This window comes from Sphaerisporangium aureirubrum (assembly GCF_042658925.1).
GTDB lineage: Bacteria > Actinomycetota > Actinomycetes > Streptosporangiales > Streptosporangiaceae > Sphaerisporangium > Sphaerisporangium aureirubrum.
Window position 1 is genome coordinate 1 of record NZ_JBHSRF010000092.1, and the last position, 14965, is coordinate 14965.

A 14965-nucleotide genomic window follows, 5' to 3' on the forward strand; every position below is an offset into this window, starting at 1 on the left:
TTCGATCCCCGCCGTCACCATCACCGTGAGCACCCGCACCACCCGCCGCCCACCCGGCACGATCGCCGCCCGCGCCGCCCTCCGCCGCCTCGGCACCCCCTACATCTGGGGCGGCGGCTCGAAATCCGGCCCCACCCGCGGCGGCTTCGACTGCTCCGGCCTGGCCCTCTACGCCTGGTCCAGAGCCGGCGTGACCCTCCCCCACTACACCGGCACCCAGTTCACCCAAGGCAAACGCATCCCCTACCCCCACCTCCGCCAAGGCGACCTGGTCTTCTTCGGCGGCGGCACCGCCGCCCCCACCCACGTAGGCATCTACCTCAAGTCCGGCACCATGATCCACGCCCCCAAGTCCGGCGACGTAGTCCGCACCACCAACTTCGCCCAAAACCCCTACTACCGCCCCCGCTACCGAGGCGCCACCCGCCCCCACCCCTAACCAAAACCCCTCCCAACAAAACGATCACCACCCCTCCTCATCCCGTCCCGCACCCCCTCCGGATGCTGATAGCCTTATCGCGAGTTGAGGCCCCCTTAGCTCAGGGGATAGAGCACCGGCCTCCGGAGCCGGGTGCGCAGGTTCGAATCCTGCAGGGGGCACCACTTCTTGATCAAGCGAATTCAGTCGTTGACCGGGGTGAACAGCATAAGAACGGGCGGGTCTCCAGTTTCACGGAGTCCCGCCCGTTCTCGTTGGCGCTCGCCGGCTGGGGGGCTGGACGGTCCGGCCCGTTGGCAAGGGTTCGGGGCGAAAGCGTGAGAGGGCGGCTCGGGGCTTCGGTCGTCTGCGTGCTGGTCGCGGCGGTTCTGGCCGCCGTACAGGTTCTCGTCGCGGATCGCTTCGGCATCAATGTGTGGACGATGGAATGGGGGTCGTACTCGGATTCCATCGACTGGGACCATGCGGTGACTCGTTCCACTTGGTATCCGGTCGCTTCCACACTGGTCGCTTCCGTGATCACATACCGTGTGTGCCGGCGTGCGCCGTGGTCCTGGCTGTGGCTGCCGCCGGCGGCTTGGCTTGGCTCCTGTCTGACAGCTGTCCCGCTTCTGTACGGCCTGGCGTCTGCGGTGCCGGATGACGGAAGGATCAACTCCAGCCCATCCGTGGTGGTCGGATCGGCGATCCTCGGCGGTGCGATCGGCGGGGCGGCGGCGATGGTGGCGCTGCGGCATCGGGAGGTCGGGGTCGGCTTGGTGGTCTACACCCTGTGGGTCTCCTTTCTGGAATTCACCAGGCCCTGGTGGTGGGAGAGGGCGCCGGCCTTCGACCCCATGCTCACGGAGCGCGTGCTCACCGGCACCGGGGAGTACGTCGTCAAGGCGAAGATCATCGAGGCTGGTGGGGTCACCGCCGGGCTGATCGGGCCGGTCATTGTCAGCGGCATCGTCGCGGCGTGGGCGGCGGTACAGCGCGGGCGATGGAGGAGCGGCGTCGTCGCGGGCGTGGCCGGTCCGCTTCTGCTTTGCTCTGTCTACCTCACGATCGACTCAGGCATGGGCGACCAGGACAGCATGCAGCTCACTCTCTGGTACTACTCGATCTTGGCGGTGCTGATCGGGCTGTGCGTCAGTGCGGTCACCGCAACCGTCGCTCAGATCACCGCGAAATGGGTACAGGGCGGCTCTTATCGGCTCCGACACTCCAAATCCGGGCTGTGACGGGGTTTCGCGTCGCGAAGTCTTCGCGACAACGTTCATGCGGCAGGTTCAGTGGGTCTGCCAGGTTCGGCAGGGGTGTCACTGTCCTGTCGTGCGAGCCAGCCTGGCCAGATTCGGGCGGCGACCGGGCGTGGCAGGTGGCCGCCCAGGTGCATGGAGCGCCAGACGCCTCGGTAGCCGGGTAGCAGGCCGGCGGCCACCAGGACGTGGCCGGCGAGGACGGGGGTGAGGAGGAAGGTGGTCCAGCGGTGCAGGTCGGCCATCAGCAGGATGGAGGGCAGGTACAGCATGCCCAGGCCGGTCAGGGCCAAGGCGGCCAGGGTGGCCAGCATGACCAGGTTGGCCAGGCGCTGGCCGGGGTCGTAGTGGCCCTCGTGGCGGGGGAAGCGGCCGGTGAGCGCGGCCTTGGGCCAGGCGGCCAGCCAGCGGGCGTCGCCTGGTTCGCGTTCCAGTGACTCCCGGACGAAGGCGCGGGCGGCCCGGACGCGGCCTACGACGTAGATGAGGGTCACGAGCACGAACAGCAGGCCGGTCCACTCGTGGATGTCGCCGTCGGGCAGGCCCAGCAGGGGATCCTGATAGTTGTCGAGGACGAACCACCAGCCGGTCGAGAGCAGTATCAGCATGACCACGTAGACGAAGGCGTGGAACCAGCGTGCGGCCCTGCCGTAGCGCTGAACGTAATCCATGTCCCCTATACCGGGCCGAGCGGGCCGGGGTTCCGGGCCTGTGCCAATGGCTGTCGGCGAGCTTTGAGTTTGGAGGGGTCGGCGGGTGGGGCGCGGGAAGGCACCTCTCATGGGTTCGTCTGGGCGGGTGGCTGTCTTTTCGCTTGGTGGCACGATCGCGATGACGCCGGGGGGTGATGGTGGGGTCGTGCCGAAGTTGACGGCCGGGGAACTGGTGGGGGCGGTGGCTGGGATTGGTGGGGTGGAGTTGGAGGCGTATGACTTCAGGCGGCTGCCGGGGGCGTCGTTGTCGTTCGGGGATCTGATCGAGTTGTCAGGGCGCATCCGTCAGGTGGTGAGGGATGGGGTGGACGGGGTCGTGGTCACGCAGGGAACCGACACCATCGAGGAGACCGCCTATCTGCTGGATCTGCTGTGGGACGGTGATGCGCCTGTCGTGGTGACGGGGGCGATGCGCAACCCGGCCATGGCGGGGGCGGACGGGCCCGCGAACCTGCTTGGCGCGATCCGGGTCGCGGCCAGTGGCGGGGCGCGGGGCCTGGGGTGTCTGGTGGTGTTCGGGGATCAGGTTCATGCGGCGCGGTGGGTGCGCAAGACGCATACCAGCAGCCCGGCGGCGTTCGTGTCGCCGAATCACGGACCCGTCGGGCATGTGATCGAGGGACGGGTGAGCATTCCTCTGCGTATGGCGCGGGGGCCGGTGCTCGTGCCCGAACCCGGACGAGAGGTTCGGGTCGGGCTGGTCACCGTCGCTTTCGGGGACGACGGTGAGACGCTGCGGGCCCTGGCGGGGCGGGTGGACGGCCTGGTCGTCGCCGCGTTCGGCGTCGGACACGTGCCACAGGCCATGGTGCCTGCCCTCGCCGAGCGGGCGTCCGCGATACCCGTCGTACTGGCATCCCGCACGGGCGGCGGTCCCGTTCATGAGGTCACGTACGGATACGCGGGTTCCGAGCGAGATCTGCTCTCTCACGGCCTGATCCCCGCGGGTTACCTAGACCCCCTGAAGGCCCGCGTTCTGCTTCACCTGCTGCTCGCCTCAGGCGCTGATCCGGAACGCATCGCCGAGACGTTTCCGGCCGTTGGGGGCCGGGGGGAAGACCGGTAGACAGCGACGACTTGTGTGTCGGCTTCCTACGCGCGGGCTGGGGCTCATTCGTCGATTCGGCCTTCGGGGGCGTGGTCAGGGGCTTGCTGTGGTGCTGAGGTGATGAGGCCGGTGATCAATGTGTTGAGGGCCTCTTCGAAGTCGGCGGCGGGGGAAACGCCGTTCTGTGTGTGTCGCAGGAGTCGGCTGAAGTGCGGCAGGCGGGCCGGGTCTACCTGGCGGATGTAGGCGCTGACGCCTTGTTCGGCGGTGTGGGGTTGGGGATCGCCGGTGAAGCCGCCGGTGGAGAGGAGTAGGGAGCCCAGGAGCAGGGCGTTTATGGCGCCTAGGGCCTGCCGGGTTCTCAGGTCGTCGAAGCCTGCCTGGTAGAGGGCGCCTGCCAGGGTGTCCAGGGGTTGCAGGGCTTGGGCCGAGGTGGGGTTGGACTGGTCGGTCACCAGGGCCAGGGGGACTATGGGGTGGCGGCTGAAGGCGGCGTACATGTTCAGGGTCACGGTGCGGATCTGGTCTGGCCAGGGGAGGGTGGGGTCGGAGGGTGCGACCTCGCTGAACACTCGTTCGGCTATGCCGTCGAGGATGTCGGTCTTGTTGGAGACGTGGTTGTAGAGGGACATGGCTTCTACGCCGAGTCTCTTGGCCAGACGGCGCATGGAGAGGCCTTCCAGGCCCTCCTCGTCGGCCAGTTCCAGGGCCGCAGTCAGTACTTTTTCCCTGTTCAGCGGCTCGCGGCGTGGCATTCGGGACTCCTCCAGGTACAGGTGGCGATTGACAGAGCTTACGGTGTATGTGTATTACTTACGGCGTACGCTTACGCTATAAGTTCCGGAGGGTGACGTGGTCGACGTGGTCGTGGTCGGTGGTGGGCCTGTGGGGCTGCTGCTGGCCTGTGAGCTCAGGCTCGGCGGGGCGGAGACGGTGGTGCTGGAGGAGGCGGCGGGGGAGGAGCGCAGGACGCGGAGCCTCGGGCTGCGGTCGGTCAACACGCGGAGCGTGCAGTCGCTGGCGTTGCGGGGGCTGGTGGGGGTGCTGGCCGAGGCGCAATGGGGGCTGCTCGACGAGTTGGCGGGGCGGCGGGAGGCCGCCGAGGCGGATGTGGTCGGCATGATGGTGGAGCTGCTGAAGAAGGGGCAGATCAAGGGGCATTTCAGTGGGATTCCGCTGTTCGACGAGGAGGGGGGCGCCGAGTACCTCCTGCTCAAGCAGCACATGCTGGAGAGTGTGCTGGCGGAGCGCGCGGCGGAGCTCGGGGTGACGGTCCGGCAGGGGTGCGCGGTGGTCGACGTTGAGCAGGGGGAGGCCGGGGTGGTGGCCACGCTCGCCGATGGGGAGAGCGTCCGGGGGGCGTACCTGGTCGGGTGTGATGGGGGGCGGAGTGTGGTGCGCAGGCGGGCCGGGTTCGCGTTCGCCGGGACGCCGCCGACCATGACGGGGCGGACGGCGGTGGCCGAGCTCGCGGATCCGGAGGCGGTGGCCTCGTCGTTACGCGGGCCGGGTGGGCTGGTGAACCGGTCGCTGGTGCCGGGGGAGATCGCCACCATCGAGTTCGACGGCGGGCCCGTCGAGCGGGACGCGCCGATGACGGCGGAGGAGTTGCAGGGCAGCCTGCGGCGGGTGACCGGGCTCGACGTGGTGGTCACCCGTATGGACACCGGTATCCGTTACAGCGACAACACCCGGCACGCCGAGACGTACCGCAAGGGGCGGGTCCTGCTCGCGGGGGACGCGGCCCATGTGCACTCTCCCATCGGCGGCCAAGGTCTCAACCTCGGGCTGCAGGACGCCGTCAACCTGGGCTGGAAGCTGGCCCTCGTGGTCACGGGCCGGGCACCGGAGAGCCTGCTCGACACCTACACGGCGGAGCGCCATCCGGTCGCGGCCAGGGTGCTGCGCAACACACGGGCCCAGGTCGCGCTGATGCGGCCGGGGCCCCAGGTGGACGCGTTGCGGGAGATCATGTCGGAGACGCTGGCGATCCCGGACGCCGGGCGCCACTTCGCCGCGATGGCCGACGGGACGGACGTCGACTACGCGCCGGGCGCGGCGGACCCGCTGGTCGGCCGCTTCGTGCCGCCGGGGGAGCTCGGGGGGACGAAGGACGAGGGGCCGTTCACCGGGCTGTTGAGGGACGGGCGCGGCCTCCTGCTCGATCGGTCGGGCGATCCCGCCGGCGCCGATCTCGCCGTGGCGGGTCATCGAGATCGGGTGCGCGTCGCCCGGGCCGGCGCCGCCGCCGGTGACGCGGATTTCCTGCTGGTGCGGCCCGACGGCTACGTGGCCTGGGCGGGCGGCCGGGACGGGCTCGGGGAGGCGCTCGCCACCTGGTTCGGCCCGCGCGGCAGCTGACTTGCGTACTTGACCTCGGAACGGAGTTCCGGGCCTTGAGGAAAGTGGTCCCGCGGTGCTTGCCAGGACCTCTGTCAGGCCCGGCCCCCGGCGTGCTGGTCATGGCGATCGCTGGGGTGAACTGGATGTTTCGCGCTTATTGCGGATCTGTGCTTGACAGGGTCTTTGGTCGCGATCATGCTGTGCTAAATCGGTTTAGCAGCCGTCTGTGCCACTCCTGGGTGGCCCGCGAGCACCCGGATCGGGGTGTCGCGCGGCGGCGCATGGCGGGAAGGAAAGTCAGGTGCACATTGGCAGACGGGTCGTGGCCTTCGCCTCGACTCTGGTGCTGGCGATAGCGGGAATGACGGTCGGCGGGCACGGTGGGGAAGGTGGTGACTCGGACGCGGGGATCCGGAGCATCACCCCGATCACGACGGTCTATACCTACGGTCAGAAGGTGTCGGCCGTCGCGGTCGAGTACGGCGAGACCGTCAATTCTCGAGAGCTGGACACCTCCACGTTCTCGGTGCGGGACACCCTCTACAACTTCCGCTTCAACCCCATCGAGGACCTGCCCAAGCTGACCGATCGCAAGGTCACCCGCACGTACACCAACAACGCCGCCACCGTCCGGGCCGACCACCGTTCGGTGCCGGGGCGGTACGTCATCGTCGAACTCGACCCGGACCAGAACGCGGGCTGGACGGTGGTCGTCTCCAAGTGCCCGACCTTCCTGTGCACGGTGAAGGTGAACCCTGACCTGCCCACCCAGGTGGTGCAGCGCAAGAACGTCTACGGCAAGCCCGGCCTCGGGATCGGCAGAGGGCCGGTGCTGGCCAAGGCGGCACCGAACACCGCCAGGAAGGTGACGGAGAAGGCGGTCAACCTGCTGGTCGACGAGTTCCGGTACGGCTCGTACCTGTCCGGTGGAATGGTGCTGCCGTACCACTATCACCTGCCGAAGAACTACGACCCGGCGAAGAAGTACCCGCTGATGGTCGTGCTGCCCGGCCACGGCATGGGATGGGACGGCGACAACCTGCTCGTGCAGGTGGCCGCGGACATCCCCGCGACCGCGTGGCTGCGGCCGGAGTGGACCGGTGGCACGGAGGATGTCATCGTGCTCGCTCCGCAGCACCAGCGCGTGGGCGGCCCGGCCGAGGCGGATCTGCTGGTCAAGCTGCTGGACCAGTTCGTGAAGGACTTCGCGGTCGACAAGCGGCGGGTCTACGCCACCACCGTCTCCTACGGCTCGCAGCTGCTGTGGAGCGCGTTCGCCAAGCGGCCGGACCTGTTCGCCGGCGGGCTGGTGACCGGTGGCTTCGCGGTCAACGCCGAGCAGGCGACGGCCATCGCCGCCGCGGAGATCCCGCTGTGGGTCACCCACGGCGTGCACGACCACCTGCTGAACATCAGCCTGGCCCGCAACACGCGGACGCTGCTGCAGAACGGGTACACCGCCCGGGGCAAGACACCCCAAGAGATCGAGACCCTGTTGCACTACACCGAGTACGAGGACGCGGCGTTCGCGCTCCCGGACTACCACGCGGCCTACGGACCCACCTATGAGGACGACTCCATCCTCCGGTGGCTGCTGAGCCAGACCAAGCCGTAAGCCTGACGAGCGCACGGCGCCCTCGCGACCGTTCGCTGTCGGACGGTTGCGGCGCTCCGGGGCCGGAGACCCCGGTTGTCACGTCGGGTGAGGCTCATGGCCACCGGAGGGCGAAGCGGCCGTGAAATGGGGGATCCCCTCCGCCGGGTCGGGCGGAGGGGATCCATAGTGCGGGATCAGCCAGGCGGGAAGTTGTTGTTCTTGGCGACCGGGAGGCCGAGCTGGGTGGCGCCGAAGAGGGTCACCTGCTCCTGGGGGAGGTTGGCGAGGACGGGGTTGATGTGCCGGATCTGCAGCGTGATCTGGGGAAGGGTGGAGGTGCCGATGTCGAACTTCTCCAGGTCGACCCACCTGAGGATGCTGAAGCTGGAGGTCGGGATGTTGTCACCGGCCTTCTGCACCGGGACGCAGAGCTGACGGGCAGGGCCGACCTGCACGCCGTGAGTGGGGATCATCGGGACCAGGACGGGGTTGAGCTGGCGCAGGGACAACCCGATGTTCAGCGGGTTGTTCGGCGTGACGGCGTAGCACTTGAGGTCGAGGTGCGAGACCAGCGACATCACCTCGGCGGACGGGACCACTCCGTTCTTGATGACCGGCACGCACAGCTGCTGCGGGGTGGTCATGAATACCTCGGTCCGCGGCAGGGTCTGCAGCAGCGGGTTGAGGTGACTGAGCAAGACGATCTGGTTCACCGTGATGCCGGTGATCTTGTAGCACGCCAGGTCGACGAACCTTATGAAGTCGAGCACGGGCGTTGGCGGCTGGGAGTTGTTCTTGGCGACCGGGACACACAGCTGCTCACGCTGGCCGAGGATGACCGTCTCGGTCGGGAGGTTGGCGAGCGCGGGGTTCATGTGCCGCACCGTGAGCTGGGTGGTCGGCGGCTGGTAGGGGTTCGTCCGGAAACACTCAAGGTCGAGCCAAGCGGTGAAATCCTTCGGCGTCGGGAGCACCAAGGCGCTGGCCGGCGGCACGCAGAGGAATGTCACGGCGAGTACCGCGACGGCTGCCGATAACAGCCGCCGGATAATCGACTTTCTGCCCCCATTAATTCTCATTAACGGTCTGTTCACAGTGCCTCCGTCGGTCCGGGTGCGGCTTCCTTCCCTGAGTGTGTGCCGACACCTGGGTCCTGACAATATTGATGACCGCTTTTTGCCGCGTTCAGTATTCGGCCCGATGGTTCGCCGGTATAACAACAGGCAGAAAAGCGCCGTGAGGCATCGGGGAATTCGATCACAAAATACCGTGCCCCGCGGAGTTTTCGGCGCCCGCCGGTTCGGGGCCAAGGCCGTGACGATCTCGCCGGCCACGTCGTAGCGCCGGACCGGCTCCACGCCCGGCGAGGTCAGGGCGGGAAGGAGGTGCGGGATCCACCGAACCGGCTGGGGCGGCCGGCGCCGGAACGTGCGGCGCAGCGGGGTTCCGAGGATCCGGTTGCCTCGCCCGTCGGAGGGTTCCTCGTCAGTCGCGCCGCGCCGTCGAGCAGTTCGGCGACAGCACGGCCACGGCGCTCGCGAACGCCCCTCCCCGTTCGATCCGGCGGTCATCGGCGTCGAACAGCGGCACCAGGACGTTGGAGCGTTGTGGTCCTCGCACGAGCTCCGGTAGTACGCGGGCACCCGTCCAGGACGAGTGCTGTGAGGATCAAGGTGACCGATGCAGGCCGTTCCCGTCGGGAGACGACCGGCAGCCATTCGGCCCAGGGAGTACAGATCTCCCGGGCCGCGCGAACGGCGCGTTCCATCGGCGCGCGGAACCCCTCCATCCGGGTGGAGGGGTTCCGCCTCACTGGTGGGACCGGACGGTCAGCCCGGTGGGAACTGGCCGTTCTTGGCGACCGGTACGGCGAGCTGGCTCTGGCCGCCGATGAGGGCCTGCTCACCCGGCAGGTGGCTGAGTACCGGGTTGAGATGCCGCAGCGTCAGCGACACGGTCGGGTTGGCGGTGGCGGGGAGGATGTCGTACTTCTCCAGGTCGATCCACTGGAGGATCCTCAGCACCTCGGGCGGGATCTCGTCGCCGCGCTTTTGCACGGGTACGCACAGCTGGCGCGCGTTGGTGACGCGCACGTCCCTCGGCGGGATGGGGCCGGCCAGGACGCGGTTGAGCTGCTGGAGGTTCAGTGCCCGGTTCATCGGGGTGTTCGGCGTGATCGCGTAGCACTTGAGGTCGATGTGGGAGATGAACTTCAGTACTTCGTCGGGGGGAAGCAGGTTGTTCTTCAGGACCGGCACGCACAACTGCTGCGGCACGCCCATGACGACCTGCTGCCGCGGTACGTCGGTGAGCAGCGGGTTGATCTGGTGGAGCACGAGGGTCATGTTGACCGCGATCCCGCTGATCCGGTAACACGCCACGTCGACGAACCTGATGAACTCGAGCACCGAGTCCGGCGGGATGTTGTTGTTCTTGGCCACCGGGGTGCACAGCTGCTCACGTGGGCCGAGGGTGACCGTCTCGACCGGCAGGCCGCTGAGCACGGGGTTGAGGTGGCGCACCATGAGGGTGGTGGCCGGCGGCTGGTACTGGCTGGTCCTGAAACATTCCAGGTCGAGGTGCGAGACGAAATCCTTCGCCGTTGGCAGGGCGAGAGCCGTGGCCGACGGTACCGAGAGGAATGCCACTGCGAGCACCGCGACGGCGGCGGATAACAGGCGCCGGATCATCGATTTGCTACGCCCGCGAATTCTGATTACGGGTCTGTCCATTGCGCCTCCATTAGTCGGGGTCAGGCCTCCTGTCCATGAGTGTGTGCCGACCTTTCCGCTGTGACAATATTGCCGACCGAATTTTTGTGGTGATCGCTATACGGGCAGGTGGATCCGGGATTTACCAACAGGACCAAAAATGGTGTGATTTCGTTGAATAGAGCAACTTGTTTGGCTTTTGTTTGGCTTTCCAGTCGCCGCGGGCGTGCCGGGGCAGGTCGCGGGCGGGGGAGGGCGGTGCGGGCGAGCCTGGCTGTTAGCGCTAACATGAACGTCGTCATCACGACCAGACTGGTGAGCCGCCACCGCGGCCCGGCACTCCGGGGCACTGTGACTCCACGGTGCCCGGGGTCGTGGCGGTGAAAACGCCCGCCGGACGCCGCGGCGGCATCAGGGCTCCCGCCCTCGACCGCGGCGATCCCGCTCGGGGTGCGGGGGCCCCCGAGCGGTCCGGCGGGGCACCGGGCGGTGGCACGCTGAAGGCATGGGCGAAGACGACGGGCGGGTGGCGGCGCTGCTCGCCACGTTGGGCGGCCGGCTGACGAGCTACATCCAGGACGGCGACCCAGGGCCGCTGACGGACCCGGACACCCGCGCCGAGACGGCCGAACTGCTGCGCGCCGCCGAGCTGCCCGGCACGTCCGGCGAGATCCCGGTCGACGTGGTGCGCCTTGTCGCCGTGGTGTACTGCGTCCGGTACGACGCCGGGGGCGAACCGGACGACCTGCTCACGGCCATGTTGCTGCTGGAGCCGCTCTCCCGGATGGATCCCGGGCTCGTACCCGACGAGATCCGCCCCCTCCAGGCGCGGGCGTTCCAGGACGACGCCGGCGGTGACGATCCCGGGCTGGCGGACGGGCTCGCCGCTCTCGGCGCCGCGGCGCTGACCGGGCGCAGGGGATCGGGGACGCCGAACGCACGCGTACGCCGGGGCCGTGCGTCAGCTGCCGAGGCTCGCGTGGCGCGGCGCGCACCGTACCGACCGTGAGTCGCTGCTCGCCGGTCACGCCGCCGCCACCCATCCGTGACAAGCACTGGAACTGCTTGAACACGGCCGCGCCGTGATGTGGAGCCAGACCCTCGCCCTGAGCGGCGACCTCACCGCCGTACGAGCAGCCGCTCCCAGCTCGCCGAAACCCTGACCGCACGGCCCAGGACCTCGCCATGCTCGACGTCCCACCCCCGTCGCCGGCCAGGAGCGGTCCGGCAGGATGACGGCGCGGGTCGCCATGACCTGTAGGGGCGTGAACTTGTCCGCCGGGAAACCTCAACCTGTCTTGCCCGTTGGAAACGCAATTATCCCACTACGGCTTCCTCGGTTGTGGGGGCCGGGGAAGGCGGCTTCGAAGTCGGTTAGCAGGGTGCCGTCGGCGAAATAGGAGAAGCCGTCCTCGTTGACGCCGATGTGGACCGATGCGGTGGCGCCGCTGGCGCGGGAGAGGCGGCGGTGCGGGAGAGGCGGCGGTGTGGGAGAGGTGGCCGTGTGGGAGAGGCGGCGGTGTGGGAGAGGTGGCGGCGCGGGAGAGGTGGCGGTGCGGCTCCCAGTCGGACATCTCTCAGGTGTCGGTGAGTAGGACGGTGCCAGCGGATGGCCCACCGACAGATCCCGGGGCCGCGGAACCGGCCCCCGCAGGCCGCATCCACCCGGGACCTGGGACGCCGGGCGGATGCGGGGACGGGCCGAGGGGTGGGGCGATCCCTCCAATCGCCTCACCCCCCGGAGTTCTCGTGGGCCGGCTCCGCGGGTTCGGCGGAGCCGGCCGGAGCCTGTCAGGCTCGGGTCCACCTCTGGTTGGCCGAGCCGTTGCAGGTGGCGACGGTGACGCCGGATCCGTTGCCGGTGCCGGCGGCGTTCAGGCACAGGTTGTTGGCCGGGGTGGTGACGGTGCCGTTGGAGTTGAAGGTCCAGCGCTGGTTGGCGTTGGTGTGGCAGTCGTAGAGCTGGACCCGGGTGCCGGAGCCGGCGTTGGTCGGGGAGTCCACGCACTTGCCGAGGAGCTGCAGCTGGCTGGCGGAGGTGTAGGTGAACCTCTGGTTCGCATTGGTGTGGCAGTCGTAGACCTGCAGCTGGGTGCCGTTGGCGGTGCCGCTGTTGGGCGAGTCCACACACCGGCCCGCCGCCTCGTTACGCAGGCGGAACGTGGTGCCGCCGGAGGTGGGGGTCACGGTCGGCGTCACCGTCGGCGTGACGGTCGGGGTGCCGCCGCCGGTGGGGGCGACCGCGCGGCCCGTGCTGGTGGAGATCATGCCGGGGCACAGGTTGCGGCTGCGGAGGTTGGCGGCGATCTGCGGGATGGCTGCACGGGTGTTGGCGATGTTGTCGTGCATCAGGATGACCTGACCGTTGGTCAGCCGCCCGGCGGCCGAGACGATCGCGGCCGTGCTGGCGCCGTTCCAGTCCTGGGAGTCGACGTCCCAGAGGACCTCGGTGAGCCCCATCTGCTGCTCGACCGACCGCAGCGTGGCGTTGGTCTCGCCGTACGGCGGCCGGAAGAGCCTCGGCGCGGTCCCGGTGGCCTGCTGGATGGCCTGCTGGGTCCGCTGGACCTCCGACTGCATCTGCGAGGTGCTCATCGAGGTCATGTGCGGGTGGGTGTAGCTGTGGTTGCCGACCCACATGCCGGCGTCCACCTGCGCCCGGACCAGCGCCTGGTTGTTCTGCGCGTTCTGCCCGATGTTGAACATCGTGGCGCGCAGACCGTTCTGCTGAAGCGCGCTCAGCAGGCTGGTGGTGGCGCCGCTGAAGGGGCCGTCGTCGTAGGTGAGTCCGACGTAGCCGGCGCTGCAGTCGGCGGCGCCCGCCGGTGTTGATAGGGACAATGTGACGCCTCCTGCGCCGAGGACGGCGACCACACCGGCGACGAGCGCGCTCCGGAGGGCCGACCGGAATCGGGGGGATCGGGGGGGTGGGGTGGCGCTATCGGCCATGGTTGCATCCTCCGGTGACGGTCGAGCTGGGGACGTTTGGCTCCACCGGGGATCATTCTGCGAAACGTCTTTGAAACATGTCAACGAATTCAAGAAACGTTTCGAGATTCGGAACCGTTTAAGCTGCGTTGACCTGCCAGAATAGTCCGAAGGTCCCGCGAAAGTTTCGCCGCCTGGCCGGAAATAACAGGGTCCCGGCCCCTGAGGGGCCGGGACCGTGCGGAGGGTGGGTCAGGACGAGGGCTTGGTGTCGGTCCACTCGGCGCTGAGGACGGTGCTGGAGTGCCAGATGGTGCCGGGAGCCAGCTCCGCCTGGTAGCCGCCGGGACGGACCACCACGCTGTCGGTGCCGAGGGCCTGGCCGGTGGACTCGTCGAAGATCAGGCGGGACTGCAGCACGCCGCCGGTCTTGTCGGTCGCCTTGACCTTGCTCGCCTGCTCGATGGCGACCGCCGTGCCGGTACGGCCCTCGGCGTCGACGACGCCGGGGACGACCGTGATGGTCTTGAGCTTGGCCAGCATCCGGAACGCCGCGCCCCGGGTCTTGGCGGTCACCGGCATGTCGGTGATCAGGCCGGACGCCACCGTGAACAGCCACTCGTCCGAGGACATCGGGGTGTCGCCCTCGGTGCCGTGCCCACCGTACGCGCGCAGCAGCCACGCCTTGAGCCTGGCCGGGTCGGACGGCAGGTCGCGCAGCTCCTTCATGGTGACGTTGCGCCCCAGCCAGAACACCTTGTCCCCCTCGAACAGGGGACTGTGCTCGACACGGACCCGTCCGGGCTTGGTCGGCACGATCAGCTCGCCCCTCTTGCCCGGCACCTTGACGTGGATCTCCTCGGGGGAGCCCGCCGCCCGCCAGGCCTCTTCGTCCGCCGGGGTCGCGGGCCGCGCACCGAGGGACTGCGAGCGGCTCCACGTCTCCCCGCCGAGCGCGGACGGCGTCCAGCTCTCGCCGCGGCCCTGATCGAGGACGTTGTAGCCGCCGGCGCTGCTCAGGCTCCTGGTCACGGTGACCGTGTGCCAGTACGCCCGCATCTCGTCCGGCTGCCGGTCGGCCTGCTCGGCGGCGGCCAGCAGGATGGCGGACGCGGACAGCTCGATCTGCGGTGTCGCGGCGGCCGGCGCGCCCGACGCGCTCGGCGGCTGCCCGGCCGCGACGGTGCCGGGCGTGTGAGCGGTGCCCGACAGGGTGACGGCCACCGCGGTGATCGCGGCCGCGGCCCCGGTCAGGCCGAGGCTCCACACCGGCCGCACCCAGCCGCGCCGCGTCTTCACCGGGCGCGCCTGCGCCATGGCGTACGACAGCTCGGCGTCCCTGGTCCGTTCGTCGATCGCGGTGTCGCCCAGGTGTGCCGGGCGGGCGTCCCGTAGCCGGTCCATGGGGTTCATGACCACTCCTCACTGAGATTGCGCACCCGGGCGGGGACGACGGTGACGGTCTCCATGCGCTGCGCGAGCCTTCTGCGGGCCCGGTGCAGCCGGACACGGAAGGTCGCGGGCGAGCAGCCGACGACGTGGGCCGCGTCGCGGGGGGACAGGCCCTGCCAGGCGACGAGGATCAGGATCTCCCTGTCCTCCTCAGGCAGCTCGGCCAGCGCGGCCAGCACGCCGAGCCGTTCGGTCACCTGCTCGGCGACGTCCCCCTCGGTCCACGACCGCAGCTCGGCCCGCAGCGCCTCCCGCCGGGCCTCGGACCTGATGGTGTCGCGCAGCACGTTGCGTGCGGTGCCGAGCAGCCAGGGCAGTGCCGGCTCGGGTACGTCGTCCAACCGCCGCCAGGCGATCGCGAACGTCTCGCTCACCACCTCGTCCGCGATCTGCCGCCCCGCGCGGCTGACCACGTAGGCCCACACGCGTTGGCGGCACTCGTCGTACATGCTGGTGAACCGGCGCGCCTCGTCGTCCGCCACCGCCCACCCCC

General features: G+C 69.0%; 14 protein-coding genes and 1 tRNA gene. 7 read left to right on the top strand and 8 right to left on the bottom strand.

The features are described from left to right. The 3 genes from ACFP1K_RS35655 to ACFP1K_RS35665 form a co-directional block, all read left to right on the top strand. Nucleotides 1–439 (top strand): C40 family peptidase (locus tag ACFP1K_RS35655; RefSeq protein WP_380761853.1); only part of this gene is annotated, 439 nt, incomplete at its 5' end. 89 nt (nucleotides 440–528) lie between these two features. Continuing rightward, a tRNA-Arg gene (locus tag ACFP1K_RS35660) sits at nucleotides 529–603 on the top strand. 186 nt (nucleotides 604–789) lie between these two features. Next, nucleotides 790–1662, top strand: a complete 873-nt coding sequence (locus ACFP1K_RS35665; RefSeq protein ID WP_380761855.1) for a hypothetical protein — start codon at nucleotides 790–792, stop codon at nucleotides 1660–1662. Nucleotides 1663–1697: 35 nt separating this feature from the next. Here ACFP1K_RS35665 and ACFP1K_RS35670 read toward each other — a convergent pair whose 3' ends face one another. Then, on the bottom strand, nucleotides 1698–2351 hold the full coding sequence (locus tag ACFP1K_RS35670; RefSeq protein ID WP_380761857.1) for a cytochrome b/b6 domain-containing protein: 654 nt from the start codon (nucleotides 2349–2351) through the stop codon (nucleotides 1698–1700). Between the two features lie 109 nt (nucleotides 2352–2460). Between ACFP1K_RS35670 and ACFP1K_RS35675 the strand changes: the two genes are divergently transcribed. Then, nucleotides 2461–3459 carry an asparaginase gene (locus ACFP1K_RS35675; RefSeq protein WP_380761859.1) on the top strand — a complete coding sequence of 333 codons (999 nt, stop codon included), beginning with the start codon at nucleotides 2461–2463 and terminating at the stop codon, nucleotides 3457–3459. A 44-nt stretch (nucleotides 3460–3503) separates the two neighbouring features. Here ACFP1K_RS35675 and ACFP1K_RS35680 read toward each other — a convergent pair whose 3' ends face one another. Continuing rightward, a complete protein-coding gene (locus ACFP1K_RS35680) occupies nucleotides 3504–4196 on the bottom strand; it encodes a TetR/AcrR family transcriptional regulator (RefSeq protein WP_380761861.1) in 693 nt (230 codons plus the stop codon). A gap of 97 nt (nucleotides 4197–4293) precedes the next feature. Here ACFP1K_RS35680 and ACFP1K_RS35685 point away from each other — a divergent pair, with 97 nt between their 5' ends. Both ACFP1K_RS35685 and ACFP1K_RS35690 read left to right on the top strand, forming a co-directional pair. Beyond that, nucleotides 4294–5802 carry an FAD-dependent monooxygenase gene (locus ACFP1K_RS35685; RefSeq protein WP_380761863.1) on the top strand — a complete coding sequence of 503 codons (1509 nt, stop codon included), beginning with the start codon at nucleotides 4294–4296 and terminating at the stop codon, nucleotides 5800–5802. Between the two features lie 283 nt (nucleotides 5803–6085). After that, nucleotides 6086–7399, top strand: coding sequence for a hypothetical protein (locus ACFP1K_RS35690; RefSeq protein WP_380761865.1), 1314 nt, complete (start codon nucleotides 6086–6088; stop codon nucleotides 7397–7399). Nucleotides 7400–7575: 176 nt separating this feature from the next. Here ACFP1K_RS35690 and ACFP1K_RS35695 read toward each other — a convergent pair whose 3' ends face one another. The 3 genes from ACFP1K_RS35695 to ACFP1K_RS35705 all read right to left on the bottom strand — a co-directional run bounded on the left by ACFP1K_RS35695 (nucleotide 7576) and on the right by ACFP1K_RS35705 (nucleotide 10113). Next, nucleotides 7576–8256, bottom strand: a complete 681-nt coding sequence (locus ACFP1K_RS35695) for a hypothetical protein (protein ID WP_380761867.1) — start codon at nucleotides 8254–8256, stop codon at nucleotides 7576–7578. 610 nt (nucleotides 8257–8866) lie between these two features. Next, nucleotides 8867–9001, bottom strand: coding sequence for a hypothetical protein (locus ACFP1K_RS35700; RefSeq protein WP_380761869.1), 135 nt, complete (start codon nucleotides 8999–9001; stop codon nucleotides 8867–8869). Between the two features lie 209 nt (nucleotides 9002–9210). Then, complete coding sequence (locus tag ACFP1K_RS35705; protein WP_380761871.1) at nucleotides 9211–10113, bottom strand: hypothetical protein; 903 nt, start codon at nucleotides 10111–10113, stop codon at nucleotides 9211–9213. Between the two features lie 484 nt (nucleotides 10114–10597). Between ACFP1K_RS35705 and ACFP1K_RS35710 the strand changes: the two genes are divergently transcribed. After that, nucleotides 10598–11101, top strand: a complete 504-nt coding sequence (locus ACFP1K_RS35710) for a hypothetical protein (RefSeq protein ID WP_380761873.1) — start codon at nucleotides 10598–10600, stop codon at nucleotides 11099–11101. A 782-nt stretch (nucleotides 11102–11883) separates the two neighbouring features. Here the strand turns inward: ACFP1K_RS35710 and ACFP1K_RS35715 are convergent. From ACFP1K_RS35715 to ACFP1K_RS35725, 3 genes are all read right to left on the bottom strand, one after another. Next, nucleotides 11884–12933, bottom strand: a complete 1050-nt coding sequence (locus ACFP1K_RS35715; protein ID WP_380761875.1) for a polysaccharide deacetylase family protein — start codon at nucleotides 12931–12933, stop codon at nucleotides 11884–11886. Nucleotides 12934–13272: 339 nt separating this feature from the next. After that, entirely contained in the window at nucleotides 13273–14433 is a 1161-nt protein-coding gene (locus ACFP1K_RS35720) for a CU044_5270 family protein (protein ID WP_380761877.1), read from the bottom strand. Then, entirely contained in the window at nucleotides 14430–14954 is a 525-nt protein-coding gene (locus ACFP1K_RS35725) for an RNA polymerase sigma factor (RefSeq protein ID WP_380761879.1), read from the bottom strand. Before ACFP1K_RS35725 ends, ACFP1K_RS35720 begins: the two co-directional genes overlap by 4 nt. Between the last annotated feature and the right edge of the window lie 11 nt (nucleotides 14955–14965).

Excerpts from the sequence above, each read along its gene's own strand:
- ACFP1K_RS35680 (WP_380761861.1), bottom strand. The coding sequence starts at position 4,196 with ATGCCACGCCGCGAGCCGCTGAACAGGGAAAAAGTACTGACTGCGGCC.
- ACFP1K_RS35720 (WP_380761877.1), bottom strand. The coding sequence starts at position 14,433 with ATGAACCCCATGGACCGGCTACGGGACGCCCGCCCGGCACACCTGGGC.
- ACFP1K_RS35705 (WP_380761871.1), bottom strand. The coding sequence starts at position 10,113 with ATGGACAGACCCGTAATCAGAATTCGCGGGCGTAGCAAATCGATGATC.
- ACFP1K_RS35710 (WP_380761873.1), top strand. The coding sequence starts at position 10,598 with ATGGGCGAAGACGACGGGCGGGTGGCGGCGCTGCTCGCCACGTTGGGC.
- ACFP1K_RS35670 (WP_380761857.1), bottom strand. The coding sequence starts at position 2,351 with ATGGATTACGTTCAGCGCTACGGCAGGGCCGCACGCTGGTTCCACGCC.
- ACFP1K_RS35675 (WP_380761859.1), top strand. The coding sequence starts at position 2,461 with ATGGGTTCGTCTGGGCGGGTGGCTGTCTTTTCGCTTGGTGGCACGATC.
- ACFP1K_RS35695 (WP_380761867.1), bottom strand. The coding sequence starts at position 8,256 with ATGAACCCCGCGCTCGCCAACCTCCCGACCGAGACGGTCATCCTCGGC.